At 67.8% G+C, this 25,388-nt stretch carries 28 protein-coding genes; 9 read left to right on the plus strand and 19 right to left on the minus strand.

Annotated elements, in window-relative coordinates; all coding sequences use genetic code 11:
* Nucleotides 1–14: 14 nt before the first annotated feature.
* Genes ACOI2T_RS31245 through ACOI2T_RS31255 form a run of 3 tightly spaced genes read right to left on the minus strand, consistent with a single transcriptional unit; the run spans nucleotide 15 to nucleotide 2,933 of the window.
* Nucleotides 15–860 carry a sugar phosphate isomerase/epimerase family protein gene (locus ACOI2T_RS31245; RefSeq protein WP_067849183.1) on the minus strand — a complete coding sequence of 282 codons (846 nt, stop codon included), beginning with the start codon at nucleotides 858–860 and terminating at the stop codon, nucleotides 15–17.
* Between the two features lie 31 nt (nucleotides 861–891).
* Entirely contained in the window at nucleotides 892–1,932 is a 1,041-nt protein-coding gene (locus ACOI2T_RS31250; RefSeq protein ID WP_409502339.1) for an Rv0497 family membrane protein, read from the minus strand.
* Between the two features lie 29 nt (nucleotides 1,933–1,961).
* Entirely contained in the window at nucleotides 1,962–2,933 is a 972-nt protein-coding gene (locus tag ACOI2T_RS31255) for a Ppx/GppA family phosphatase (RefSeq protein WP_067849188.1), read from the minus strand.
* A 156-nt stretch (nucleotides 2,934–3,089) separates the two neighbouring features.
* Here ACOI2T_RS31255 and ACOI2T_RS31260 point away from each other — a divergent pair, with 156 nt between their 5' ends.
* A complete protein-coding gene (locus tag ACOI2T_RS31260) occupies nucleotides 3,090–3,857 on the plus strand; it encodes a DUF3109 family protein (RefSeq protein WP_409502381.1) in 768 nt (255 codons plus the stop codon).
* Between the two features lie 7 nt (nucleotides 3,858–3,864).
* Here the strand turns inward: ACOI2T_RS31260 and regX are convergent, their stop codons facing one another.
* The 6 genes from regX to ACOI2T_RS31290 form a co-directional block, all read right to left on the minus strand.
* Complete coding sequence (regX, locus tag ACOI2T_RS31265) at nucleotides 3,865–4,551, minus strand: two-component sensory transduction protein RegX (protein WP_067849191.1); 687 nt, start codon at nucleotides 4,549–4,551, stop codon at nucleotides 3,865–3,867.
* An 8-nt stretch (nucleotides 4,552–4,559) separates the two neighbouring features.
* Nucleotides 4,560–5,747, minus strand: coding sequence for a sensor histidine kinase (locus tag ACOI2T_RS31270; protein WP_409502340.1), 1,188 nt, complete (start codon nucleotides 5,745–5,747; stop codon nucleotides 4,560–4,562).
* Nucleotides 5,748–5,892: 145 nt separating this feature from the next.
* Complete coding sequence (locus ACOI2T_RS31275) at nucleotides 5,893–6,633, minus strand: phosphoglyceromutase (RefSeq protein WP_110883658.1); 741 nt, start codon at nucleotides 6,631–6,633, stop codon at nucleotides 5,893–5,895.
* Between the two features lie 23 nt (nucleotides 6,634–6,656).
* Nucleotides 6,657–7,154 (minus strand): type III secretion system chaperone family protein, encoded by a 498-nt coding sequence (locus ACOI2T_RS31280; RefSeq protein WP_374213955.1) that lies wholly within the window; start codon nucleotides 7,152–7,154, stop codon nucleotides 6,657–6,659.
* A 5-nt stretch (nucleotides 7,155–7,159) separates the two neighbouring features.
* Entirely contained in the window at nucleotides 7,160–8,491 is a 1,332-nt protein-coding gene (gene mshA / locus ACOI2T_RS31285; RefSeq protein WP_409502341.1) for a D-inositol-3-phosphate glycosyltransferase, read from the minus strand.
* Between the two features lie 10 nt (nucleotides 8,492–8,501).
* Nucleotides 8,502–9,815 carry an ROK family protein gene (locus ACOI2T_RS31290; RefSeq protein WP_409502342.1) on the minus strand — a complete coding sequence of 438 codons (1,314 nt, stop codon included), beginning with the start codon at nucleotides 9,813–9,815 and terminating at the stop codon, nucleotides 8,502–8,504.
* 189 nt (nucleotides 9,816–10,004) lie between these two features.
* Between ACOI2T_RS31290 and ACOI2T_RS31295 the strand changes: the two genes are divergently transcribed.
* On the plus strand, nucleotides 10,005–10,772 hold the full coding sequence (locus tag ACOI2T_RS31295) for an SDR family oxidoreductase (protein ID WP_409502343.1): 768 nt from the start codon (nucleotides 10,005–10,007) through the stop codon (nucleotides 10,770–10,772).
* On the opposite strand, the gene ACOI2T_RS31300 is transcribed toward ACOI2T_RS31295, so the two are convergent.
* Together ACOI2T_RS31300 and ACOI2T_RS31305 are read right to left on the minus strand one after the other, a co-directional pair.
* Nucleotides 10,769–12,100 carry a L,D-transpeptidase gene (locus ACOI2T_RS31300; protein WP_409502344.1) on the minus strand — a complete coding sequence of 444 codons (1,332 nt, stop codon included), beginning with the start codon at nucleotides 12,098–12,100 and terminating at the stop codon, nucleotides 10,769–10,771. The two genes, ACOI2T_RS31295 and ACOI2T_RS31300, sit on opposite strands and share 4 nt — an antisense overlap.
* A 6-nt stretch (nucleotides 12,101–12,106) precedes the next feature.
* A complete protein-coding gene (locus tag ACOI2T_RS31305) occupies nucleotides 12,107–13,174 on the minus strand; it encodes a UDP-N-acetylmuramate dehydrogenase (protein ID WP_409502345.1) in 1,068 nt (355 codons plus the stop codon).
* Nucleotides 13,175–13,200: 26 nt separating this feature from the next.
* On the opposite strand from ACOI2T_RS31305, the gene ACOI2T_RS31310 reads away from it, so the two are divergent.
* Genes ACOI2T_RS31310 through ACOI2T_RS31325 form a run of 4 tightly spaced genes read left to right on the plus strand, consistent with a single transcriptional unit; the run spans nucleotide 13,201 to nucleotide 16,266 of the window.
* Nucleotides 13,201–13,707, plus strand: coding sequence for a DUF2505 domain-containing protein (locus ACOI2T_RS31310; protein ID WP_409502346.1), 507 nt, complete (start codon nucleotides 13,201–13,203; stop codon nucleotides 13,705–13,707).
* Between the two features lie 23 nt (nucleotides 13,708–13,730).
* Nucleotides 13,731–14,528 carry a class I SAM-dependent methyltransferase gene (locus tag ACOI2T_RS31315; protein ID WP_409502347.1) on the plus strand — a complete coding sequence of 266 codons (798 nt, stop codon included), beginning with the start codon at nucleotides 13,731–13,733 and terminating at the stop codon, nucleotides 14,526–14,528.
* Nucleotides 14,529–14,533: 5 nt separating this feature from the next.
* Nucleotides 14,534–15,373, plus strand: coding sequence for a carbon-nitrogen hydrolase family protein (locus ACOI2T_RS31320; protein ID WP_085147629.1), 840 nt, complete (start codon nucleotides 14,534–14,536; stop codon nucleotides 15,371–15,373).
* Nucleotides 15,370–16,266, plus strand: a complete 897-nt coding sequence (locus ACOI2T_RS31325) for an LmeA family phospholipid-binding protein (RefSeq protein WP_409502348.1) — start codon at nucleotides 15,370–15,372, stop codon at nucleotides 16,264–16,266. The genes ACOI2T_RS31320 and ACOI2T_RS31325 overlap by 4 nt, the downstream gene beginning before the upstream one ends.
* A gap of 6 nt (nucleotides 16,267–16,272) precedes the next feature.
* On the opposite strand, the gene deoC is transcribed toward ACOI2T_RS31325, so the two are convergent.
* From deoC to ACOI2T_RS31355, 6 genes are all read right to left on the minus strand, one after another.
* On the minus strand, nucleotides 16,273–16,950 hold the full coding sequence (gene deoC / locus ACOI2T_RS31330) for a deoxyribose-phosphate aldolase (protein ID WP_409502349.1): 678 nt from the start codon (nucleotides 16,948–16,950) through the stop codon (nucleotides 16,273–16,275).
* Complete coding sequence (locus tag ACOI2T_RS31335; RefSeq protein ID WP_409502350.1) at nucleotides 16,950–17,369, minus strand: DUF2599 domain-containing protein; 420 nt, start codon at nucleotides 17,367–17,369, stop codon at nucleotides 16,950–16,952. The genes deoC and ACOI2T_RS31335 overlap by 1 nt, the downstream gene beginning before the upstream one ends.
* A 4-nt stretch (nucleotides 17,370–17,373) precedes the next feature.
* Nucleotides 17,374–17,658: a DUF2516 family protein gene (locus ACOI2T_RS31340; RefSeq protein WP_067849232.1), complete on the minus strand. Its 285-nt coding sequence runs from the start codon at nucleotides 17,656–17,658 to the stop codon at nucleotides 17,374–17,376.
* Nucleotides 17,659–17,723: 65 nt separating this feature from the next.
* Nucleotides 17,724–18,380 (minus strand): heparin-binding hemagglutinin, encoded by a 657-nt coding sequence (locus tag ACOI2T_RS31345; RefSeq protein ID WP_067849235.1) that lies wholly within the window; start codon nucleotides 18,378–18,380, stop codon nucleotides 17,724–17,726.
* 57 nt (nucleotides 18,381–18,437) lie between these two features.
* A complete protein-coding gene (locus ACOI2T_RS31350; protein WP_067849238.1) occupies nucleotides 18,438–18,842 on the minus strand; it encodes a helix-turn-helix domain-containing protein in 405 nt (134 codons plus the stop codon).
* A gap of 90 nt (nucleotides 18,843–18,932) precedes the next feature.
* Nucleotides 18,933–20,279, minus strand: a complete 1,347-nt coding sequence (locus ACOI2T_RS31355) for a DUF445 domain-containing protein (RefSeq protein WP_409502351.1) — start codon at nucleotides 20,277–20,279, stop codon at nucleotides 18,933–18,935.
* Between the two features lie 89 nt (nucleotides 20,280–20,368).
* On the opposite strand from ACOI2T_RS31355, the gene ACOI2T_RS31360 reads away from it, so the two are divergent.
* The 3 genes from ACOI2T_RS31360 to ACOI2T_RS31370 all read left to right on the plus strand — a co-directional run bounded on the left by ACOI2T_RS31360 (nucleotide 20,369) and on the right by ACOI2T_RS31370 (nucleotide 23,336).
* Nucleotides 20,369–21,073 carry a TetR/AcrR family transcriptional regulator gene (locus ACOI2T_RS31360; protein WP_067849241.1) on the plus strand — a complete coding sequence of 235 codons (705 nt, stop codon included), beginning with the start codon at nucleotides 20,369–20,371 and terminating at the stop codon, nucleotides 21,071–21,073.
* Nucleotides 21,074–21,078: 5 nt separating this feature from the next.
* The gene (locus ACOI2T_RS31365) at nucleotides 21,079–21,954 is read left to right on the plus strand and encodes a polyphosphate kinase 2 family protein (protein ID WP_409502352.1); all 876 of its coding nucleotides are present in this window, start codon (nucleotides 21,079–21,081) and stop codon (nucleotides 21,952–21,954) included.
* Nucleotides 21,955–22,280: 326 nt separating this feature from the next.
* Complete coding sequence (locus ACOI2T_RS31370) at nucleotides 22,281–23,336, plus strand: IS110 family RNA-guided transposase (RefSeq protein WP_421874559.1); 1,056 nt, start codon at nucleotides 22,281–22,283, stop codon at nucleotides 23,334–23,336.
* A gap of 24 nt (nucleotides 23,337–23,360) precedes the next feature.
* Here the strand turns inward: ACOI2T_RS31370 and ACOI2T_RS31375 are convergent, their stop codons facing one another.
* Both ACOI2T_RS31375 and ACOI2T_RS31380 read right to left on the minus strand, forming a co-directional pair.
* A complete protein-coding gene (locus ACOI2T_RS31375; protein WP_067849249.1) occupies nucleotides 23,361–24,236 on the minus strand; it encodes a cyclopropane mycolic acid synthase family methyltransferase in 876 nt (291 codons plus the stop codon).
* 145 nt (nucleotides 24,237–24,381) lie between these two features.
* Complete coding sequence (locus ACOI2T_RS31380; RefSeq protein ID WP_421877450.1) at nucleotides 24,382–25,197, minus strand: 3-hydroxybutyryl-CoA dehydrogenase; 816 nt, start codon at nucleotides 25,195–25,197, stop codon at nucleotides 24,382–24,384.
* Nucleotides 25,198–25,388: the final 191 nt, after the last annotated feature.

Consider the following 25,388-nt stretch of genomic DNA (forward strand, 5'->3'; position numbering starts at 1 on the left):
AGTGGCAGCCGCGCTCAGCGCAGCAGGTGCTTGCGGGCGAACTGCAGAGATTCGGTCAGCAGCGCTTCGCGCTCGGAGGCGGTGCGCGCACCGGACGTCGTGACCTCGAGGATCACGTGCCCGGCGAAGTTGCCGGTGGCCAGCATCTGGCAGACCTCGGCGGTGGGCTGCGTGCCGCGACCGGGTACCAGGTGCTCGTCGGTGGACGCGCCGTTGCCGTCGCACAGGTGCAGGTGCACCAATCCGTCGCCCATCCGGCGGGCCATGTCCAGCGCGTCGGTGCCCGCCGTCGCGGTATGGCTCAGATCGAGCGTGTAGTGGGCATGGTTGCCGTCCAGCGGGTCGTAGGACGGCGCGAACGCGGAGATGCCGGGCCCCGGCCTGCCGCCACGTTTGCGCATGCGCTCGATGGACGTCTGGCCTGCGCCGTAGAACCGGTCGGCCCGGAACGGAAACATGTTCTCCACCGCGACGAGCACGTCGCTGTCCGCTTCGAGGGAAGCCACCTGTTCGGTGAAGCCCTCGGCGTAGCGGCGCTGCCACCGGAACGGCGGGTGGACGACGACGGTCTGCGCGCCCAGCTGCTCGGCGGCCCGCACGCTGCGCTCGAGCTTGGGGATCGGGTTGGCACCCCAGACCCGCTGCGAGATCAGCAGGCAGGGCGCGTGCACCGAGAGCACCGGAACCCCATAACGGGCGGACATAGCGGCTACCGCTTCTACGTCCTGGCTGACCGATTCCGCCCACACCATGAGCTCGACCCCGTCGTAGCCGAGCCGGGCCGCGTATTCGAAGGCAGCCTCGGTCCTCAGTGGGTAGACCGAAGCCGTGGACAGGCCGACCTTGATGGCAGGGCGCACAGGGCGTTGATTCTAATTGTGTACCGGTGTACTAACTCGCCTGCAGTAGCGCCAGAGGTCCGAACGTGACGAGGGCTCCGACCGCGACCGCGGTCAGGGTGCTGCCGATGTCCTCGGTCTTGCGCACCACGCGCACACCACCGGCCAAGCCGAGGATGACGAGCACGCCCAGGATGAGCGCGACGATCGTGTTCCACTTCCACAGCTGATCGAACGCGATGAACAGGCCTGCGCCGAACGCGACCGCGATGATGCACTGCCCGACGATCCACGCGCCGCGCACGAGCGGCGAACCCTCGGTGTCGTCGTCCTCGTCGAGCTCGTCCAGATCGTCGCGGTCGTCGACCGCCGCGGCGGCGACGGTGCTCGCATCGTCGTCGACGTCGTCGTCCACACCGGGACGGCCTTTTCGGGCGAGATCGTCGGCCACCGTTTGGCCGCCGAACAGCGGGCCGATCGAGGAGCCGAGGTAGGACTCCCGATCGTCGTCGGTGTCGACGTCGTCATCGGCCGACTCGACGAGCTTGGCCGAACCCTTGGACGTCGCCGCATCGTCGTCGTCCAGATCGTCGAGGGGATCCGGGCTCATCCGCTCCGCGCCGGATCCCGTCGGCGTGTAGTCGCGCGGACCGGAGTACTGCTGGCGGCGCGGGCGCGGACGGAATTCCACGGGCTCCGGGTCGGCGTCGCGCGCCTGCAGGTGCGCGTCGTAATCGGCCTCCACCGGGTCGATCTCGGGCTCGGGTTCCGGCTCGACCTCGGTGCGGGTCGCGGCGCCGTTGCGACCGCTGCGCGCGGACGGCTCGGCATCGACGGCTGCCACGATGGTGGTGTCGACCAGGGCCGGGTCCGGCTCGCGGCGGGTCTCGGGCTCGCTTCGCGTCTCCGGCGCCTCGTCGGTGACGATCGGGATCTCACCGGTGAGTTCGGCCACGGTCACCGAGTCGCTGTTGCCCCGCCGGCGTCGACGGCGGCCGCCGACGGGCGGTGCGCCGATCGTTCCGTTCTTTGCCAGCAACTCCGCGACCGAGATCGGGCGCGTGCCGGTGTGGCTATCTTCTGGTCCAGTCATCCTGTGTTGCCTTTGGGGCTAGCTATCTCTTATCGTCCAGCATCCCGTGCCGCTGTTCCTACCAGGGCGGTTCCGTCGGCCTCGCTGTCGAGTTTCCGCAGGATCAACCCTTCCCGCAGTGCCCAGGGGCAAATGTCGACAGATTCGACCTCCAGTGCTCGCATACTAGCCTCAGCTACCAACGCACCGGCGACGATCTGTGGGGCCCGCTCGGCACTCACCCCTTCCAGTTCAGCACGGTCAGCCGCCGTCATCCTAGAGATGAAAGCTATGAGCTGTCTTAATCCAGTGGCCGTCAACGTCCGTTTGACGCGCGGACCTGCCCCGGAGGGCGCCGCGCCGGTCAACCGGGCCAGCGACCGGAAGGTCTTCGAGGTCGCGACGGCCAGGTCCGGTGGGCCGGGCTTGAGCATTTTCGCCCCGGCGTCGGCCAGCTCGGTCGACAGCCAGTCGCGCAGCATCGCGACCCGGCGCCGGCCCGGCGGATCGTCCGGCAGCCACTCGCGGGTCAGCCGTCCCGCACCGAGCGGTAGCGACAGCGCCACCTCGGGTTCTTCGTCGACGCCGTTCGACAGTTCCAGCGAACCACCGCCGATGTCGATGTTGATGATCCGGCCCGCGCTCCAGCCATACCAGCGGCGAACCGCGAGGAACGTCAGCCTCGACTCGTCGACACCGCTGAGCACCTGCAGCGAAACGCCGGTTTCGGACCGCACCCTGGCCAGCACGTCCTCGGAGTTCGTGGCGTCGCGCACCGCCGAGGTGGCAAACGCCATGAGCTCGGCGCAGCCCGAGCTGGTGGCGATCTTGGCGAACTCGTCGACCGTCTCGACCAGCTTGTCGGCGCCCTTGCGGGTGAGCTTGCCGGAGTTGTCGATGGCTTCGGCCAACCGCAGCGCGGCCTTGGTCGAACTCATCGGGGTCGGATGGCCGCCCCTGCGGGCATCCACCACGAGTAGATGCACCGTGTTACTGCCCACGTCGAGCACGCCTAACCGCACGTCCCCAACCTAATGGGTCGTGCGGTCGGTAACGTGGCCGGACCCGGGGTCTGTGGCGCGGCACACCGCACGATTGGGAAATGCCTTAGGGCAGATGCGAGTACCGTTTGCGGCGTGACACGTGTCGCGATTGAGCACTTGCGCGAAGAGCAGACCATGAAGTCAGGTGAAGTGGAGCTCGACTTCGCCCGCGAGTGGGTGGAGTTCTATGACCCCGATGACGCGGAACATCTGATCGCCGCGGATATGACATGGCTGCTGTCGCGCTGGACCTGTGTGTTCGGCACGCCGGCCTGCCAGGGCACGGTCGAGGGCAGGCCCGACGACGGATGTTGCTCGCACGGTGCGTTTCTCTCCGACGACGACGACCGGGCGCGGCTCGACGACGCGGTCAAACAGCTCACCGACGACGACTGGCAGTTCCGCGAGAAGGGCCTGGGCCGCAAGGGCTACCTCGAGGACGACGAGTACGACGGCAAGCCCAACCTGCGCACGCGAAAGTACAAGGGCGCGTGCATCTTTCTGAACCGGCCGGGGTTCCGTTCCGGCATCGGCTGCGCACTGCACAGCAAGGCGCTCAAGCTCGGCGTCGAACCGCTGACGATGAAGCCCGACGTGTGCTGGCAGTTGCCGATCCGGCGCAGCCAGGATTGGGTGACGCGGCCCGACGGCACACAGATACTCAAGACCGTCATCACCGAGTACGACCGGCGCGGCTGGGGTGAGGGCGGTGCGGACCTGCACTGGTACTGCACCGGCGATCCGGCCGCCCACGTCGGCACGAAGCAGGTGTGGGAGTCCTACGCACCGGAACTGACCGCGGTGCTCGGCGAGAAGGCCTATGCCGAACTGGCCGCGATGTGCAAGCGGCGCAGCAGCTTAGGGCTGATCGCCGTTCATCCGGCGACCCGTGCGGCCGAGTGAGCCCCGGTCAGCCTTCCAGCTTGTAGCCCAGCCCGCGCACGGTGACGAGGTGCACCGGATTGGCCGGGTCGGCTTCGATCTTGGACCGCAGCCGCTTGACGTGCACGTCGAGCGTCTTGGTGTCGCCGACGTAGTCCGCACCCCACACCCGGTCGATGAGCTGGCCGCGCGTGAGGACGCGCCCGCTGTTGCGCATCAGGTACTCCAGGAGGTCGAACTCCTTGAGCGGCAAGGTGATCTGCTCGCCGTTGACACTCACGACATGGCGTTCGACGTCCATCCGCACCGGGCCTGCCTCCAGCACGCCGTCGCTGAGCCCGGTCTCGTCGGTGTCGGCACCCCGCCGCAAGACCGCACGGATACGGGCGATGAGTTCACGGGCCGAGTACGGCTTGGTGACGTAGTCGTCGGCGCCGAGCTCGAGCCCGACAACCTTGTCGATCTCGCTGTCACGGGCGGTGACCATGATCACCGGCACGCTGGAGCGGGCTCGCAGCTGCTTGCAGACGTCGGTTCCGCTCATCCCCGGCAGCATCAGGTCCAACAGCACGATGTCGGCACCCGAACGCTCGAACTCCGCAAGCGCGGACGGGCCGTCGCCCACCACGGTGGCCTCGAAGCCCTCCTTGCGGAGCAGGAATGCCAAAGGATCGGCCAGCGACTCCTCGTCTTCAACGATCAACACGCTGGTCATAGGTCTCGCTAATCCTCTCGTTCGTCTGGATCTTTTGAGGGGTCGTCGGGATAGGGATAGGCCGGGATCGACAGTGTGAACGTCGATCCCGTTCCCGGCTGACTCCACAGCCGGATGGTTCCGTTGTGGTTGGCGGCCACGTGTTTGACGATCGCCAGGCCCAGCCCCGTGCCACCGGTGGCGCGCGAGCGAGCCTTGTCGACCCGGAAGAACCGTTCGAAGACCCGTTCCTGGTCGGCCTTGGCGATCCCGATGCCGCGGTCGGTGACGGCGATCTCGACGCTGCCGCCGCGCCTGCGCCGGCTGATGGAGATGCCGGATCCGTTGGGCGAGTAGGCGATTGCGTTCGACACCAGGTTGGCGATGGCCGTCACCAGCAGTGCCTCGTCGCCGAGGACACGGTAACCGGTCGGGGCGTCGGTGGTGATCCCGATCTCGGCGTTGTCGGCGGCCACCTTATGCCGCGAGAGCGCCTCGGCGACAACGGTGTCGACGTCGACCGCCTCCAGATCGGGCAGCCGTTCGCCGCCTTGCAGTCGCGAGAGTTCGATGAGTTCGCCGACCATGTCGGCCAGCCGATGCGATTCGGCGACCATCTTCTCGGCGAAGCGGCGCACGGTTTCTGGATCGTCGGCCGAGGCCAGCAGGGCTTCGGCCAGAACGCCCATGGCGCCGACGGGCGTCTTCAACTCGTGGCTGACGTTGGCGACGAAGTCACGGCGGGTCGCTTCCATGCGCGCGTGCTCGGATTGATCGTCGGCGTACACGACGGCGAAGCGGCGGTCGTCGTCGGTGAGCAGCCGCACCTCGCCGCGAACCGAGATGCCCGACCGTCCCGGGTTGGCCACCTTGCGCGGCGACAGGTCCACCTCGATGTTCTGCCCGGTGGCAAAGACCTGCTCGGCGGCGCGCCAGGCCCGGTCGTCGAGCAGTCGGTCTTTCACCACCCCCAGCTCACCGGCGCGGTCGTTCGCGTAGACCACGTCGTTGAAGGTGTCGACGACCACGATGCCCGTCGGCGACAGCGACACGACGAGCTGCAGCATCTGGGAAACGGTCATACCCGCTTCGTCCGCGGCGCGGCGCTGCCGTCTGGCGATGACGCGGGGGGCCACTGCGGCGCCGACGCCCGCACCGACGATCAGCGCGAGCAACGCCACGACCGCCGTCAGCAGTAACGCCGACACCAAGCTCACGCGAAAATCGTACGCATCCGGTGAACGTCATCCCAGCAGCGTGCGGCCAAAACGGGACATGTCACACGGCCAAAGACAGGAGTTTGGTTGCTGTTAACCCCGTGTAACCCTGCGTTCGCCGAATAGCCCGGGTGACGGCGGCCGGCTACTTCGCGCCCTGTGCAGCTACCGCGGCCGCGCCCGCGGCGGCGGCCTCCGGATCGAGGTACTGACCGCCGACGACCAGCGGCTTGAGGTTGTCGTCGAGGTCGTAGCGCAGCGGGATGCCGGTCGGGATGTTGAGGCCGACCACGTCCTCGTCCGACATCTCGTCGAGGTATTTGACGAGCGCGCGCAACGAATTGCCGTGCGCGGCGATCAGCACGGTCTTGCCGGCCTGCAGATCGGGGATGATCGTGCCCTCGTAGTACGGCACGAACCGTTCGACGACGTCCTTGAGGCATTCGGTCAGCGGGCCGCCGTCGATGTCGGCATAGCGCGGATCGGTGTCTTGGCTGAACTCGCTGCCCTTCTCGATGGGCGGCGGCGGCGTGTCATAGCTGCGCCGCCACGCCATGAACTGCTCGTCGCCGTACTTGGCCTTGGTCTCGGCCTTGTCCAGGCCCTGCAGTGCGCCGTAGTGGCGCTCGTTGAGCCGCCAGTCGCGGTGCACCGGGATCCAGTGCCGGTCGGCCTTGTCCAGCGCGAGGTTCGCGGTGTTGATGGCGCGGCGCAGCAGCGAGGTGTAGACGACGTCGGGCAGCAACCCCAGCTCGGCCATCAACTGGCCGCCGCGCACGGCCTCGGCACGGCCCTTGTCGGTGAGGTCGACATCGACCCACCCGGTGAACAGGTTCTTCTCGTTCCACTGGGACTCGCCATGGCGAAGCAGGATCAGGGTCGGCATGTCAGCGATCCTCTCATGAGTCGTCAGTCCTCGATGAGGTGCTCGAACGCCTTGAGGTTCTTCAACGACTCGCCGCGCGACACCCGCCACTCCCATTCCTTCTGGATCGACGAACGAAAACCCAACTCCAACAACGTGTTGAAGTCGGAGTCGACGGCTTCGAGCACCTGCCCCAGCACGCGGTCGATCTCGTCGGGGGTGACGGCGCTCAACGCCATGCGGCCCACGAGATAGATGTCGCCGACGTTGTCGAGCGTGTAGGCGACGCCGTAGAGCCTGCGGTTGCGCTTGAGCAGGAACCGGTAGACGCCCTCGAAATTCTCGTCGGGCTTGCGGCACACGAACGCCTCGACGCGCACCGAGTGTTCGCCGATGCTCAGGATGGTGTTGGTCACCAGGCGGCGCTCGCCGGGCAGTTCGACGACGATGCCGGGCAAGCCGCCGTGGGCGCCCTCGTGGTGGTGGTAGACCAGCTCGTGCTCGTCGAGCGTGGCGACGATGACGTCGCGGATGTCTCCGATGCCCGTCACGTGCGCACACCTCGCCGCATCGAGAAACGCCGCCCGGCGCGGCGGGCCGGCCTGCGGTGGCGGGACCGGTAGTCGGTCATCGCACGCGAGTAGCTCGCGAGCAGCGCGTCGACGGTGTGGGCCCACGAGAATCCGGCGGCATGTTCGACGGCGGCCCGGCTCATCGCGCCAGGGTCGGCCTGTAGCACGGAATCGATCGCGGCCGCCCAGTCGCCGACGTCGTGGCCGTTCACCAGGGCGCCGCTGACGCCGTCGGCCACCGCGACGGGCAGACCACCGACGGCGGCGGCCACCACGGGAGTGCCGCAGGCCTGGGCCTCGACCGCGACCAGCCCGAACGATTCCGAGTAGCTCGGCACCGCAACCAGGTCGGCGGCGCGGTACACGTTGACCAACTGCTCGCGCGATTGCGGAGGTAGGAACGTCACGCGATCGGTGATACCCAACTCGCCGGCGAGCCGAACCAGGGTGTCGGGCTCGGCCAGCCCCGAACCCGACGGCCCACCGGCCACCAGGACCCGCACCCCGGGCAGCTTGGCCGCCGCCCGCAACAGGATGTCAGGCGCCTTGAGCGGCTGGATGCGGCCGACGAAGGCCACCACCTTCTCGTCGGCGGCCAGCCCCAGTACCGCCCGTGCGGCCTCGCGCGAACCGGGGGTGAACATGTCGAGATCCACGCCCGGGTGCACGACGTCGATGCGGGCAGGATCGGCGCTGTGCAGCGAAACAAGTTGGTGCGCTTCGTGTTCGGTGTTGACGATCAACCGGTCGGCTTCGTCGATCACCTGCTGCTCCCCCACCGCGCGCAGCGGCGGTTCCGGCGAGTCGCCTTCGGCGAGCGCGGCGTTCTTGACCGCCGCCAGCGTGTGCGCGGTGTGCACGAGCGGCACGGCCCAGCGGTCCCTGGCCAACCAGCCGACCTGGCCGGACAGCCAGTAGTGCGAGTGGACGATGTCGTAGTAGCCGGGTTCATGGGTCGCCTCGGCACGCAGCACGCCCGCGGTGAACGCGCACAGCTGCGTGGGCAGATCGTATTTGTCGAGACCCTCGAACGGGCCTGCCACCACGTTGCGCACCAACACGCCGGGGGCGACCGGCACCACGGGCGCGTCGGCCGACGAGGTCGCCCTGGTGAACACCTCGACCTCGACGCCGCGCCGGGCCAGCTGCAGCGCGGTCTGGAGCACGTAGACGTTCATGCCGCCGGCGTCCCCGGTGCCCGGCTGCGCCAATGGTGAGGTGTGCACGGACAGCACTGCGACACGGCGAGGAGCCTCGGGCCGGTGCCTGTTCGATGAGACGTCGGACCCGTCTGTTGCTAGGCGCACACAGACATGTCTACACCGCTGCCGATCGGCGGGTTTGAGCGCGGCGCATGGCGCCGATCGGATCGGCGTAGAGCCCGCCGAGCGAGACGATGCCCGCACCGGCTTCCTGCACACGATTGCCGAACGCCGCGACGCGCAGATCACGCGGGCCGAGCACGGTGCGCTGCGCGAACGCGGCCTCCACCAACGGCATGCTCTCGGGATACTCGGTGAACGCCTGGCCGCCGACCACGAGGTCGTCGGGGTTGAGCAGATCGCGCAGCAGCGCGACGGCCTCGCCCAGCACACGGGCCCGGTCGGCGAGCAACTCGCGGGCCTTTTCGTTGCCCTGCCGGGCGGCGCGCAGGACCGCGGGCAGCGTCGACGCCGGACCTTCCGCCGGGATGATCCGCAGCTTGCGGGCCGCCGTCAGCACCGCCTCGTCACTGACCGTCGACTCCAATTGCCCTGTGCCGCCGAGCAGTTCGGACTGCGCGGGCAGACCCGCGATCGTGCCGGGGCCGCTGGCCGGCGTGTGCACCCGGCCGTCGATCGACAGGGCGTAGCCGACGGTTTCGCGGGCGTAGACGTAGAGGCTGGTCCTGGCCTGGGCACCGCCCGCGTCGGGCCGCCTGCCGCTCAGGAGTAGTTCGGCGCCCGCCATCGCGTCCACGTGCGAGGCCAGCGACACCGGCAGGCCGAGCGCCTCGGCCAGCACCGGACCCACCGGGGCATCGCTCCAGCCCAGCCGCGGATGGTCGAGATAGCCGGTGGCACTGTCGACCACGCCGCCTGCCGCGACGCCCACCCACAGCGGCCTGCGCCGGTGCCAGCGGCTCAGGTAGCGGCGTGCGCTGGAGGCCAACGTCGCGAGCGCCGCGGCCTGCGGCCCGGACGGTGTCGGGGTCTCGACGACGTCGAGCGTGCGGCCGAACAGATCGGTGGCAACGATGCTCGTGGTGCGGGCGCCGATGTGGATGCCGAGCGTCAGGAACGGCTCGTGGTTCACCTCGACCGGAACGCGGGGCCGCCCGATCGCGCCCGATACGGCGAGATCGGCGCGCTCACGCAGGATTCCGGCCTCCAGCAGGGCCGTGACCTGCCGGTTCACCGTCGCGATGCTCAGCTGGGTGTGTTGGGCGACCGCGTCACGTGCGATCGGGCCACGCATCCGCACCGCGCTGAACACCGCGGCGGGCGCGGCGTCGGGAACCTTGAGCGACGGCGCGACGATGTGCAGCAGCCGCGACTGCGGGTAGCGCGCGCCGGTCGAGGTCAGTGACCGATTGGCGCGGGGGGCGGTCTTGCCGGGGCGACGGATGGGAGCGGCGGTGGCGGTGGTCACGTGAATTGTCCTTACTGGTGGTCGGTAGGTGGGTCGAGGCCACACCTGGCGACTCAGCAGGACAGCGAATTATGTCCGGGTGCAGTCAGGCGCGGCGGTGTGCGCAACAACAACACGCACGCCGCACGAGGCGGGACTGAGAGCTCTGGGACACACGACGAACTTAGCACGCCAACTAAAGTTGGGCAGATGACGACACCACAGTCCGACCGTCGGGTCGCGGTGGTCACCGGCGCCAGTGCCGGAATCGGCGCCGCGACCGCCAAAACCCTTGCATCCCTTGGCTTTCACGTAGTCTGCGCGGCCCGGCGGGCGGACCGCGTCGAGGCACTGGCCGATGAGATCGGCGGCACCGCCGTTGTGGCGGACGTCACTGATCCCGATTCCGTGGCGGCCCTGGCGGCCGGTCTGGACCGGGTCGATGTGCTGGTCAACAACGCTGGCGGGGCCAAGGGCCTGGAGCCGGTGGCCGATGCCGACCTGGACCACTGGCGCTGGATGTGGGAAGCCAACGTGCTCGGCACGCTGCTGGTGACGCGGGCGCTGCTACCCAAGCTGATCGACTCCGGCGACGGCCTGATCGTCACGATCACCTCGATCGCCGCGGTCGAGATCTACGACAACGGCGGCGGCTACACCTCGGCCAAGCACGCCCAGGGGGTACTGCACCGCACGCTGCGCAGCGAGCTGCTCGGAAAACCGGTGCGGCTCACCGAAGTTGCACCCGGCATGGTCAAGACCGATTTCTCGCTGAACCGGTTCGACGGCGACGAGGAACGTGCCGCCAAGGTCTACGAAGGTGTGACTCCGCTCGTGGCCGAGGACATCGCCGAGGTCGTCGGGTTCGTCGCGAGCCGGCCCTCACACGTCGACCTGGACCTGATCGTCGTGAGGCCGCGGGACCAGGTCACCGGGGCCAGCGGGTCCCGGTTCAACCGAAGGGTCGACGGACCCTAACCGCCCGGCGCGGGGCTGGGCGCAGGCGTCGTGGTGGTCGGCGTCCCCGACAGCGTCGGGGCGTCGGTCGGCGTCGCGGGGGCCGAGGCGGGGATGTCGGCGGGCGGCTTCTTGTCCGAGATCGCCGACATGGCCGTCCACTCGTCCCAGTCCACCGCCCAGTCCCAGATGTCGCCGTCGGCGTAGGACAACTGGATGCGGGTGCCGGTGACCTCGACCGGATCGCCGTACATCGCGGTGTTGAAGTACTGCTGCGCATCCTCGATCGACAGGTTGATGCAACCGTTGGTCACGTTGCTGTTGCCCTGCGCGCCCGAGCTGGCGGGGTTGGCGTGGATGAACTCGCCGTTGTTGGAGATGCGCACCGCGAACCGCTCCCGCACGTTGGCGTATCCCGCCGCGGGGTTGGTCATGTAGAAGTCCTCGTACTTCTCGGTGACGACGTGGATGCCGCTGCGCGTGACGTTGCGGTCGAGGTCGCCTTCGCCGTAGCTGCACGGGAAGTCCATGATCACCGCGCCGGACCCGTCAAGCACCTGGATGCGGTGTGACGACGCCTCGGCCTTGACGACCTGGCGGCGGCCGATCTCGAAATCGAGCGTCGAATCGGCGGCGCCGTAGGCTCCGTCGCCGAAATCCACGCCGTACAGCGGGGCCTTGACGCTGACCTTGGTTCCCGGCGGGAAGTACTCGCGGCTGCGCCAGTGCACGCGCGAACCGCCGACCTCGTCGGGCAGCCATGCCCAGCTGCCCTCCACCGACGGCTCCGTGGTGACTTTCAGGGCCTTCTCGACGATCGCCTTGTGCTCGTCGTCGATCGACGCGTCGAACTGCAGGATGACCGGCGCGGCCACCCCGACCACCTGGCCGTCGGCGAGCTGGAACTGACCGCTGACCTGGGTCTGCGGCGCGACGGTGGTGAACTTGCCCTCTACGGGAACGGACTTGCCGTCATGGCCAACGACCGTGCCGGCCCACGTGTAGGTGGAGTCGTAGCCGAGCGGTTCGGTGACGCTGAACGCCGTGCGGTCCTGGTTGAGCTTGCCTGCGACGACTTTGCCGTCCGGATTGGTGAGGCTGATGCGCTGGAACCAACCGTCGCTGACCTTCACTTCAACCGGTGCCGTGGGGAGCACGTCGGCGCTGTCGGCGACGGGCTCGAAGGTCAAGGTCGGGGCGGCCGGGGCCGCCTCCGGTTCGGCCTGGCCGGGCGTCTTACCCGAGCACGCAGCCAGGGCACCGGCGCCCACTCCGACGGCAAGCGCCGTCAGGGCGCGCCGCCGGTTGATCAGCGGCGCAGAGGCCTGATTATCACCGGCTGGGCTCACGTGGATCTAGGGTACCGACAGCGAGCATCCAATCAGAATCGGTTCGGGTGTGAGTTCGATCCCGAACGCCTCGCGCACCCCGGCCTGCACCGTCCTGGCCAGCGCAATCACGTCCGCGGTCGTCGCCTGGCCCCGGTTCGTGAGAGCCAATGCGTGCTTCGTCGACAACCGCGCGGCAGCGCCATCACCCGGAAATCCTTTTCCGAAGCCGGCGTGCTCGACGAGCCAGCCTGCCGCGAGCTTCACGCCGTCCGGGGCGGGATAGTTGGGCACGGGCCCGTCGACCGCGGCCCGCAGGCGGTCGAACTCCGGCTGCGACACGACCGGGTTGGTGAAGAACGATCCGACGCTCCAGGTGTCGTGGTCCTCGGCGTCGAGCACCATGCCTTTGCTGCCCCGCAACCGCAGCACCGCCTCGCGCACCGCGAGCGGGTCGGCTCGTTCGCCGGGTTCGGCGCCTAGCGCGGTGGCCAGTTCCCGGTATCGCAGCGGCGCGCTGCGGCCATCCGGGTCGAGCGCGAACTCCACCTCGAGGACGATCACCGCGTCGGAGTGTTTGAGCACACTCGTGCGGTAGCCGAACCGCAGTTCTTCGGGCCGCGCCCAACGGTCCTCGCCGGTGCGGCGGTCCAACAGCCGGACCCGGCTGATGGTGTCGGCGACCTCGGCCCCGTAGGCGCCCACGTTCTGCACCGGGGTCGCCCCGGCCGAACCCGGTATGCCCGAAAGGCATTCGAGCCCGCCGAGGCCGTGTGCCAGGGCGGTGACCACGACGTCGTCGAACACCGCGCCCGCCTCGGCCCGGACCAGGTTGCCATCGACGGTGATCTCGGTGTTGGCCACGCGCACGACCGTCAGATCGGTGGCGTCGTCGGCGAGGACCACGTTGGACCCGCCCGCCAGCACCAGGACCGATTCGTCGTCCAGATCGAGCGCCCGCAGCACACCGACGAGTTGTTCGGTGCTGGTGCAGGTCAGCACCCGGCGAGCGACAGGGCCGACGCGCAGCGTGGTCAGCGGAGCCAGGGGAACCGACTCGGCGACTTCCACGCCTGCGACATACGAACTGACCACGGCCGGTAACGGTAGCCTGGCCAGCTATGCCGCGATCATTCGACATGGCCACCGAATACGACGGCAGCGTCGAACAGGTCCACCGCGCATTCGCCGACGAACGGTACTGGCTGGCCCGCCTCGCCGATTCGGGCGCCGACGACGCGAGCCTGGACCGGCTGACCATCACCGACGACGGCGGCATCGACGTCGTCACCACCCAGGTTCTGCGGTCGGACCGGCTGCCCGGGCTGGTGTCGCAGTTCCACCAAGGCGATCTGAGCATCCGCCGCGAGGAGACCTGGCAACCGATCCGCGACGGTCAGGCCGACGGGACGGTCAGCGGCGTGATCCACGGCGCGCCCGTGTCGCTCGCGGGGACCGCGGTACTGGCGCCGTCGGGCGCCGGGGCAAAACTCGCGGTGCACATCACCGTCGAGGTCAAGATCCCGTTGGTGGGCGGCAAGATCGAGAACTTCATCGGCTCGCAGCTCGTCGACCTGTTGATCGCCGAACAGCGGTTCACCACGGTGTGGATCAGCGATAACTCCTGATCGGTGACGTAGCGTCGAAAGCTATGAGCCCGGCCGGTAAGCCCGTCGGGGCGATCACCCGGGGCACCACCGGGTACAACCGACTGCGCCGCAGCGACCGCTGGTTGGTGCACTCGGCGCGGGTCCGCAGCGCGCTGCGCACGGCGGCCGACCCGCTCGTGGTCGACCTCGGCTACGGCGCGCTGCCGGTCACGACGCTGGAGCTGGCCGCGCGGCTGCAGGTGGTGCGCGCCGACGTCCGCGTCGTCGGCCTGGAGATCCACCCCGAGCGGGTCGCGACGGCACGCCAACTCGCGGGTGCCAACGGTGTCGAGTTCGCGCTCGGCGGGTTCGAGTTGGCGGGTCGGCGGCCGGTGCTGGTGCGGGCGTTCAACGTGCTGCGCCAGTATCCGGTCGAGGCGGTGCCCGACGCCTGGGCGACGATGCAGCGCCAGCTCGCGCCGGGCGGGCTGATCGTCGACGGCACGTGCGACGAGCTGGGCCGCCGATGCTGCTGGGTGTTGTTGGACGCGTCGGGCCCGGTGAGCCTGACGCTCGCGTGCGATCCGTTCGCGATCGAGCGGCCGTCGGATCTGGCCGAGCGTCTGCCCAAGGTGCTGATTCACGACAACGTCGCGGGCCAGCCCATCCACCGGCTCCTGGCCGCGGCCGACCGGGCCTGGGCCAGCGTGGCCGGTCACGGGGTGTTCGGCCCGCGCGTGCGCTGGCGGGCGATGCTGGAGCTTTTGCGCGCCGAGGGGTTCAGTGTCGAACCGCCACGGCGCCGGATGCGCGACGGGGTCCTCACGGTCCCGTGGCAGACCGTGGCGCCAGTAGGCTGAGATCCATGCGAATTGCCCTGGCGCAGATCGCGACCGGCACCGAACCGTCGTCGAACCTCGAACTCGTCGAGGACTACACGCGGCGCGCCGCCGACGACGGCGCACAGCTGGTGTTGTTCCCCGAGGCCACGATGTGCCGGTTCGGGGTTCCGCTCGGTCCGGTCGCAGAAGAACTCGACGGTCCGTGGGCGTCGGCCGTCCGCGCGATCGCCGCCCGCGCCGGCGTCGTCGTGGTGGCCGGGATGTTCGCGCCCAGCCACGACGGCCGGGTCACCAACACATTGTTGGCCACCGGCCCGGGCGTCGAAGCCCACTACCACAAGATCCATCTCTACGACGCGTTCGGATTCGCCGAATCACGGACCGTCGCACCAGGTTTCGAACCCGTGACCATCACCGTCGACGGCGTGCCGGTCGGCCTCACCACGTGTTACGACATCCGGTTCCCCGAGCTCTACGTCGCGCTGGCACAACGCGGCGCCCAGCTGATCACCGTGCACGCGTCGTGGGGTTCGGGACCGGGCAAGCTTGAGCAGTGGACGCTGCTGGCGCGGGCCAGGGCCTTGGACACCACCGGCTTCGTCGCGGCGGTGGATCAGGCCTACCCGGGCGAGGAGATCGCCAAGTCGGGGCCGACGGGCGTCGGCGGCAGCCTGGTGGCCTCCCCCACCGGCGAGGTGCTCACCACGGCCGGCGCGGATCCGCAGTTGCTGCTGGCCGACATCGACCTCGACGCGGCGAGCGGGGCCCGCGACGCCATCGCGGTGCTGAGCAACCGGTCGTCGCTCGCCGAGCTCGGTCGCTCACATTTTGCCCAGTCCGGTAAGGCACAATCGCTGGGGTGACCGATCCCTGGGCCCGCCCCACCGACCAGGCCCCACCAGCACCGCCTGCATCGCCCCAGCAGTTGCCTCCGCAGGGACCTGCGCCCGATTACCCTGCCGCGCCGCCCCCAGCCGCACCCGCGCAGAAGGATTTGTCGCCGATGGCGAAGATCAAGAAGCTGCTGTCCGATCCGCTGTCGATCGTCCTGGTGGTCGTGATCGTGCTGGCCCTGGTCGCGGCGGGCCTGCTGGGCGGTGAGCTGTATGCCCGCAACCGCGCCGACACCGTGGTGGCCGGGGTGGTCGAGTGCATCGTGGAGGACAGTGCGACGGCGTCGTTCGACCCGCTGCCGCCGTTCCTGCTGCAGCACATGTCCGGGCACTACACCAACATCAACATCGAGACGGCGGGCAATCAGATCCGCGACGCCAAGGGCATGAAGGTCGCGCTGCACGTCAAGGACGTCCGGCTGGAGGACACCGCGGACTCGGGCGGTTCGGTCGGTTCGCTGGTCGCCAACATCGCGTGGTCCACCGACGGCATCCGCCAGACGGTCGCCGACATGGTCCAGCTGCCGTTCATCGGCTCGGCCATCTCGGACGTCTCGACCAATCCGTCGGCAGGCACGATCGAGCTCAAGGGCCTGGTCGGCACGATCATCGCCAAGCCGCGCGTGGTCAACAAGGGCATCTCGCTGCAGATCACCGAGCTGAACGCGATCGGCCTGTCCTGGCCGCGCGAGACGCTGCAGCCGATCCTCGACCAGTTCACCTCGCAACTCACCGAGAACTACCCGATGGGCATCCACGCCGACAGCGTGCAGGTGACCGACAGCGGTGTGGTGGCGCAGTTCTCGACGCAGAACGCCTCGATGCCGAAGGCTGCCGAGGATCCGTGCTTCGCGGCGCTGTGAGCCGCGCTAGCTGAAACCGTCGAGCACGGCTCGGGTGCCCGACAGCCCGAGCCGGGTCGCGCCCGCGTCGAGCATCGCGACGGCCTGCTCGGCGGTGCGGATGCCGCCGCTGGCCTTCACACCCAGCCGGTCCCCCACGGTGCGGGCCATGATCTCGACGGCCTGCACCGAAGCGCCGCCGCTCGGGTGAAATCCGGTGGAGGTCTTCACGAAGTCGGCGCCCGCCTGCTCCGCCGCGCGGCACACGTCGACCAGCAGTGCCTGCCCGGAGAACTCCAGTAGCGCCGCCGATTCCACGATGACCTTGAGCGTCGCGTCTGCAACCGCCGCCCGCACGGCGGCCACGTCGGCCGCCACGGCGGCGAGATCGCCGGAGAGCGCGGCACCCACGTCGATCACCATGTCGATCTCGGATGCGCCCGCGGCGACGGCCGACCGTGCCTCGGCGGCTTTGATCTCGGGCAGGTGCTTGCCGGACGGGAAGCCGGCCACCGCGGCCACCGCGAGCCCGGCCGGGCACTCCTTCGCGGCGCCCGCGACCATCGGCGGCGACACGCACACCGAGAACACCGCGAGGTCGGCGGCTTCGGCGACGAGGGCGGCGACATCGGCCGCGGTCGCCTCGGGTTTGAGCAGCGTGTGATCGACGAGCGCGGCGACCTGTCCGCGCGTGTAGCGGCCCATCAGAAGGGTTCCTCCGTGCCGCCGGGGTTGCAGCCGGCGGCCAGCATCATCTCCGGCGGCACCTCGGGGCGCCACGGCTCGAGATTCCAGCTGGTCTTGCCCGGTTCGGCGAGTTCGGCGAACGTCCAGTGGCACAGGAACTGCTCGCGCATGCCCGCGATGTCGGCGTCCGGTGACAGCGCCAGGACCTGCGCCCAGGCCTCGTCGGCCTGCGCCGAGGTGCCGGGCTGGGCGGCCAGCCGGCGCGCGGTGTCGGTGGGATAGACCCGCAGGCTCGACAGGTCACCCCATTTGGCCCATTCGACGTGGTCGACATAGGGCGTGGCGGGCTCGGCCCACGCAGCCGGTGTCACCGGCGACACGCACGTCAGAGCCGCGGCGAAACCCACCGCGCCGAGCGCGGCCTTGGACAGGCGCATCGATTCAGCGCGACTTTCCTTGGATCTCAAGCAGTTTCGGTCGGACGTCGACGAGGTAGACACCCGTCGCGCAAGCCGAGATCGCAGCGCCGAACGCATCGCGCAACAACAGCGCCAGCAGCAGCCCCACGCCGATGATGGCGAGCCATACCGGTTTGGTGAGCTTGCCCGTGGCCGTGTAGGCGTCGGGACGCTGCATAGCCGCATGCACGAAGGCGTAGACGCCCACGATGAGGACCAGGACGACGAGTACCGCAACAATGACGCCCGCAAGGTTGGCAAGTATCACCTCACCAGCCTATGCGGGCGCCATCGTCGACGTCGAATGACGGGTTGAGATACCCGTCCTCGGGATTACTTCTGGGTGACCTTCTTGGCCGGAGCAGCCTTGGTCGCCGCCGGGGTGGCCTTCTTGGCCGGAGCGGCCTTCTTCGCAGCCGGGGTGGTCTTCTTGGCCGGAGCGGCCTTCTTCGCCGGTGCGGTGGCCTTCTCGCCGGCCTTCTCGGCCTTCTTCGGCAACTCGACGCCCACCAGCTTGGCGGCGCGCTCACCGACGGCGCGGGTCTGGCTGGCCACGGTGCCCAGAGCCTCCTGGGTCAACTCGACGGCTTGGTCGGTGTAGCCCTCGACGCGCGTGGCGGCCTCTTCGAGAGCCGGCTGGTTGCGCAGGCGCTCCAGGGCGGCCTCGCCGCGCTCGACGAGCTTGTTGTAGGTCGCGGTGGCCTGGTCGGCGTAGCTCTCGGCTGCCCGGCGCAGTTCGTCGGAGCTCAGCTTCTCGCGCAGCTCACCGAACTGGACCGGCAGGTCCTCCTGCAGCCGGTTCAGGCGGGCACGGCTCTCCTCGACGCGCGTCTCGGCGTCGGTGCGGGCCTCTTCGGCGCGCTCACGCAGGCTCGCGACGATCTCGTTGACGGTGGCCAGGGCCAGGTCGGCGGCGCCGACGGCGGCGAGCAGCGGGGCCTTGAGGTCTTCGATGGTCGGCTGATTCTTGGCGGTGGTCTTGTCGGCCATTGTTGAATTCCTTTCCAGGGATGAAGTTCTGGTTGTCATCGGACAGTTCGAAGGGTGTTAGTCAGTTGAGTCAGACGTCGGCTCCTCACCTGCAGCGGCTTCGTTCTGTTGGCGAAACGACGTGTAGATGTCGAGCAGCACCTGTTTCTGCCGCTCGGTGATCCCGACGTCGTTGACGATGGCGTCGCGGACCTCGCTGGGTTCGCTGGGTTCCAGGATCCCGGCGCGGACGTAGAGCACTTCCGCAGACACCCGCAATGCCTTCGCGATCTGGTTGAGCACGTCGGCAGACGGTTTACGCAAACCCCGCTCGATCTGGCTGAGGTAGGGATTGCTGACGCCGGCCTTCTCGGCCAGCTGCCGCACCGATACCTGTGCCGCCTCGCGCTGGGACCGGATGAAGCTTCCGATGTCCTGCGCAGCGTTGGACACAACAGCCGCGAGATTTTCATCTTGCGCCATGCGTGACCCCCTCGTAGGTCGGGTATCCGTTACCGACGAATACCACGCTACGACGGGGTGCTAACTTTTGCAAGCACTAGTTAGCGCAGGTCAGAAGAGTAGTTGAGCTATCGAATAGATCACGAGGCCGGCCAGCGCACCCACGACGGTGCCGTTGATCCGGATGAACTGCAGGTCACGGCCGACATGGAGCTCGATGCGCCGGCTCGCCTCGTCGGCATCCCAACGTTCGATGGTTTCGGTGATGATCGCGGTGATCTCGACGCCGTATTCGGACACCAGATGCTGGGCCGCCCGGATGATCCAGTTGTCGACCTTGTCGCGGAGCTCGGCGTCGTCGCGCATCGATTCGCCGATGTGCATCACCGAGTCGGCGATCCGCGTCCGGAGCGCCGACGACGGATCGTCCACCGATTCGAGGATGATCCGCTTGGCCGCGGTCCACGCCGTCTCGGCAGCCCTGGCCACCTCGTCGCGCGCCATGATCTGTTCCTTGACGTTCTCGGCGCGCTGGATCGTGGCCTCGTCGTTCTGGAGGTCGTCGGCGAACTCGAACATGAACCGCGTCGCCGAACGGCGCAGCTCGTGGTCGGGATTGCGCCGCACCTTGTCGGTGAAATCCATGAGCTCGCGGTGGATGCGATCTCCGACCAGATGGTCGACCCAGCGCGGCGACCAGGTCGGTGAGTCCCGCTCGATCACGCGCTCGATGACCTCGCCGGCATTGAGCGACCACTGGAACGCGCGATCGCACAACAGCTGGATGAGCGCCTCCTGGCGCCCCTCGGCCAGCAGCGAGGCCAGCACGCGGCCGATCGGCGGCCCCCACTGCGGCTCGGCGATGCGCTTGACGATCATGCGGTCGAGCACGTGCTGCACGTCTTCGTCGCGCAGCATCTCCACCCCGACGCGCAGCACGGTCGACGTCTCGGCCGCCACCCGCTCGGCATGAGACCGGTCCGAAAGCCACTTGCCCACCCGGCCCGCGACCTCCGCGTCGCGCAGCTTGGTCTCGACCACCTCGGGCGACATGAAATTCTCGCGAACAAAGGTGCCGAGCCCCTCGCCCAGCTGATCCTTCTTGCGCTTGATGATCGCGGTGTGCGGGATCGGAATGCCCAGCGGATGCTTGAACAGCGCGGTGACAGCGAACCAGTCGGCCAGCGCGCCGACCATCCCGGCCTCGGCGGCCGCGCGCACATAACCCGCCCATCCCGGGGCCCCGTTCGACTGCGCCCACGTGCACACCAGAAAGACGATGGTGGCGCCGACGAGAAAACTCAGCGCCACCAGCTTCATCCGCCGCAAACCCCGTCGGCGTTCGGCGTCGGCAGCGCTGTCCGCACCGGCCAGCGTCTCGGCGAAACTCGCCCGCGGCGCCGGCAACGCGCGGTTCTCCGCATCGAATCGATGTGCCACACGTCCATCATCCGCCATCCCGCGAGTGGCGGGCCGATCCGCGAAGCCGACGGGCGCCGATCCGCCGTAGTATCAAGTGGACCTAGGGATTGGAATTACTGCGAAAAGTGGCACAGCAGACTCCGCAGGCGGCGGTGAAAACCGATGGACGTAAGCGGCGCTGGCACCAGCACAAGGTGGAGCGTCGTAACGAGCTGGTAGACGGCACCCTGGAAGCCATCCGGCACCGGGGCAGCAACGTCAGCATGGACGAGATCGCAGCCGAGATCGGCGTGTCGAAGACCGTCCTGTATCGCTATTTCGTCGACAAGAACGACCTCACCACCGCCGTCATGATGCGATTCGCACAGACGACGCTGATCCCGAACATGGCCGCGGCGCTGTCGTCGAATCTCGACGGGTTCGACCTGACCCGCGAGATAATCCGGGTGTACGTCGAGACCGTGGCCGCCGAGCCGGAGCCGTACCGGTTCGTGATGGCCAACAACTCGGCCAGTAAAAGCAAGGCGGTCGCCGATTCCGAGCAGATCATCGCGCGGATGCTCGCGGTCATGCTGCGCAGGCGCATGGCCGAGGCGGGCATGGACACCGCGGGCGCCGAGGCGTGGGCGTTCCACACCGTCGGCGGCGTGCAGCTCGCGACGCACTCGTGGATGTCGAACCCGCGGATGACCACCGACGAGCTGATCGACTACCTGACCATGCTGTCCTGGTATGCCCTGTGCGGCATCGTCGAGGTCGGCGGGTCGCTGGAGAAATTCAACTCGCAGCCGCATCCGTCGCCGGTTCCGCCGCGACGCCTGCTTGACTAGGGCGCGTGAGTAAAGACTCCGACTCCGACCTGCCTGAGCTCTGGACGCACGAGCCGCACATCCACCTGGCGTTCCGGCCCGGCGACAAGGTCGCCGACATCAAGACCGGTCACACTCCGGGTTTCAGCGGCTCCAAATCCGACGCCCCCGAGCTCCAGGCCGAGCGCAACAACCGCTTCGCCGAGCTGCAGGAGATGCTCTACGCCCGCAACAAGAGCGGCGACGACAACCGCTCGGTACTGCTGGTGCTGCAGGGCATGGACACCGCGGGCAAAGGCGGGATCGTCAAACACGTTGTGGGAGCGGCCAACCCGCAGGGTATTCGGTACACGAGCTTCGGCAAACCGACCGAGGAGGAGCGCGCCCACCACTACCTGTGGCGGATCCGCAACGCCCTGCCGCCCGCGGGCCACATCGGCGTGTTCGACCGCTCGCACTACGAGGACGTCCTCATCGTCCGCGTGCACGACCTCGTACCGCCCGACGTGTGGGGCGCGCGCTACGACGAGATCAACACGTTCGAGCGCGAACTCGTCGACGCAGGCACGACTTTGGTGAAAGTGGCGATGTTCGTCTCACTCGACGAGCAGAAGGCACGCCTGGCCGAACGCCTCGAACGGCCCGACAAGTACTGGAAGTACAACCCGGCCGACATCGACGAACGCCTGCTGTGGCCCAAGTACCAAGAGGCCTACCAGGCCATGCTGGACCGCACCTCAACCGACTACGCGCCTTGGCACATCGTGCCCAGCGACAAGAAGTGGTACAGCAGGCTGGCCATCACCGAACTTCTCATCGAAGCGCTCAAAGGTCTCGACATGACCTGGCCGCCAGCCGATTTCGACATCGAGGCGGAGAAGAAGCGGTTGGCTTCCGCTTGATCTCTCAAGCGCGAGCAGACGCGCAGGTACCCCGAAATACCGGATTTCGGGTACCTACGCGTCTCAGTGTCATTGTGAGTGTGCCGGGTTTACGGCGGGTCTGCGTGACAGCTGCTGTGGCGCGGTGGTTGGTTACGTTTCACCTGGTGTCTGGCTCCCTACGCGTCTGTCGCCCTCGGGGTTGGCGTTGAGCAGTAGTGCCGGCATCAGGTGAGACGGACCGGCCGACCTGACTTGATAGGAGCGTGGCATCGCCCCGACTGAGATGTGTCGGCCGACCGGTCCAACCTCAACACCCTCTCCACAGAGCGAAGGAGGCAACTCTCATGATTGTTGTTGGCGCCGATGTGCACAAGCGCTCACACACCTTTGTCGCCGTCAACGAGGTGGGCCGGCGGCTGGGCGAAAAGACCGTCAAGGCCACCACCGAGGGCCACCAGGCGGCGTTGATATGGGCACGCGAACAGTTCGGCACGGATCTGATCTGGGGTATCGAGGACTGCCGCAACATGTCGGCACGGCTCGAACGTGACCTGCTTGGTGCCGGGCAGAAGGTGGTGCGGGTACCCACCAAACTCTCAGCCCAGACACGCAAGTCCGCACGCACCCGGGGCAAGTCCGATCCCATCGATGCCGAGGCGGTCGCGCGGGCGGTATTGCGTGAACCCGACCTTCCAGTGGCCTGCCATGACGAGACCTCACGCGAGCTCAAGCTGCTCACCGACCGCCGCGATATCCTTGTCGCCCAACGCACCTCGGCGATCAATCGACTGCGCTGGCATGTCCATGAACTCGACCCCGAGCAGGCCCCAGCCGCGCGCAAGCTCAAATTGACCACACACCAGCAAGCCCTACAGGACTGGCTGCAGACCCTTGCCGGGCTCATCGCCGAGATCGCGCGTGACGAGCTGGCCGACATCATCCGACTCACCGCTGAGATCAACGCCCTCGAAAAGCGCCTGGCCGCCCGCATCCGCGACCTCGCTCCCACACTGCTGGCCATCGACGGCTGCGCGGAGCTGACCGCGGCCAAGATCGTCGGCGAGGCCGCCGGCATCGAACGGTTCACCGGCGAGGCCGCCTTCGCCTGCCATGCCGGCGTGGCACCCATCCCGGCATGGTCGGGCGCCAACGCCGGCCAAATGCGGTTAAGCCGCTCAGGCAACCGCCAACTCAACACCGCCATCCACCGCATCGCCGTCACCCAGGCCCGGATGGAAGGCAGCCAAGGCCATACCTACTATCACCGACTGATCGCCGAGGGCAAAACTAAGGCCAAAGCCCGACGCTGCCTCAAACGCCGCATCAGCCGCCGCGTCTACCAAGCCCTGCTCACCGACCGCCAAATCCCACACCACACCCAACAATCAGCTGCCGCTTGACATAGGAGCTATTGCTCGTCAGACCTACTTGACCAGCGTGAACTGGCCGATGTTGGTGATGCCGCGACGGAAGAAGTCCGCGCAACCGGTGAGGTACTTCATGTACCGCTCGTAGACCTCTTCACCCTGCATCGCGATGGCCTCGGCCTTCTTGGCCTCGAGGTTGGCCGCCCACATGTCCAGCGTGCGCGCGTAGTGCGGCTGCAGCAGGTGAATGCGCTCCAGCTTGAAGCCCGAGTCGTCGGCGAGCTTCTCGATGTCCTCGACCGCGGGCAGCTGCCCGCCGGGGAAGATCTCCTCGCCGATGAACTTCATGAACTTCAGGTCGCTGATGGTCAGCTTGATCCCGTTTTCCCGGAAGAACTTCTGGGTGTGAGCCAGGATGGTGTGCAGCAGCATCCGCCCGCCGTTCTCCGGCAGGATGCTGTAGGCCCGCTCGAAGAACACCGGGTAACGCTCGGCCTTGAAGGCCTCGAACGCGCCGATCGACACGATGCGGTCGACGGGCTCGTTGAACTCTTCCCAGCCCTGCAGCCGCACCTCGACATGGCGCTGGGTGTCGATCTTGGCCAGCCGCTCGCGCGCGTAATCAGACTGCGCCTTGCTCAACGTGATTCCGATCACGTTCACGTCGTAATTGATGAGTGCGCGCTCCAGCGCACCGCCCCAACCACAACCGATGTCGAGCAGCGTCATACCCGGCTTGAGGTCGAGCTTGCCCAACGCGAGGTCGAATTTCGCGTTCTGCGACTCGTCGAGCGTCATGTCATCGCGCTCGTAGTAGCCGCAGGTGTAACCCATGGTGGGTCCGAGGAACAGCGCGAAGAAATCGTTTGAGATGTCGTAGATCGACTGCGACTCTTCGTAATACGGCGCGAGTTCGGACTCGACTTGTGACATGCGACTAGTAACCCTTTGCGTTTCTCTTCTGCTGACGCCCAACGGTTGGGCCGACGCGTATCCGCGCAGACTCAACGACCCAGCCAGCAGGCCCTTCGGTGGGTAGACTAGCTAAGACAAGCGTCAAGTGCCAGCTCGGGTGGGTTCAGTACTTGTAGAAGCCCTGACCCGACTTCTTACCGAGCTGCCCCGCCTCGACCATGCGCAGCAGCAGCGGCGGCGCGGCATACAGCGGCTCCTTGAACTCCTCAAACATCTTGTCCGCGATGAGCTTTAGCGTGTCGAGTCCGACGAGGTCCGACAGCCGCAGCGGGCCCATCGGATGGGAGAGCCCCGCCACAACGGCCTTGTCCACATCTTCGATCGTGGCGAAGCCGCCTTCGACCATCCGGATCGCTGCGAGCAGGTACGGAACCAGCAACGCGTTGACCACGAAGCCGGACCGGTCGGCACAACGGACGACCTGCTTTCCGAGGACCGTGCTGGCGAACTCTTCGACGCGGGCCGCGGCGGAATCGGTGGTGACGAGCGTGGTGACCAGCTCGACCAGCGGCAGCACCGGGACCGGGTTGAAGAAGTGCAGGCCGAGCACCCTGCTCGGGTTCTTCGTGGCCGCGGCCAGCTTCATGATGGGGATGCTCGACGTGTTCGACGCCAGCACGGCCTCGGGATCGGCGATGACCTCGTCGAGCTGGGCGAAGATCTTGCTCTTGACGGCCTCGTCCTCGATGACCGCCTCGATCACGAGCTGACGGTCGGCCAGGTCGGCGACCTTGGTGGTGAACGTCAGCTTGGCCAGTGCGGCGTCCTTCTCGCGCTCGGTGACCTTGCCCGCGCTGACACCGCGCTCGAGCGACTTGGTAATGCGGTTGCGCCCGGCCGTCACGAGCGCGTCAGTGGTCTCGAAGACGAGGACGTCGACGCCGGCACGGGCGGACACCTCGGCGATACCCGCACCCATCTGCCCGGCGCCGATAACGCCTACTCGTTCAATTGGATTGCTCACTTGCTCCGTACTCCCCTTCAACACGGCGACAGGCCCCGCCCAAGAATTCTGAGCGGGGCCTGCGCTGTCAACTCCTGACAACCGCGACCGTGGGGGCTGCGCGCGGACTATCGGCGATATCCGTACACAGGACCCACGCTCGGCGG

This window comes from Mycolicibacterium wolinskyi str. Jessa 2025 (assembly GCF_049241375.1).
Classification (GTDB): domain Bacteria; phylum Actinomycetota; class Actinomycetes; order Mycobacteriales; family Mycobacteriaceae; genus Mycobacterium; species Mycobacterium wolinskyi.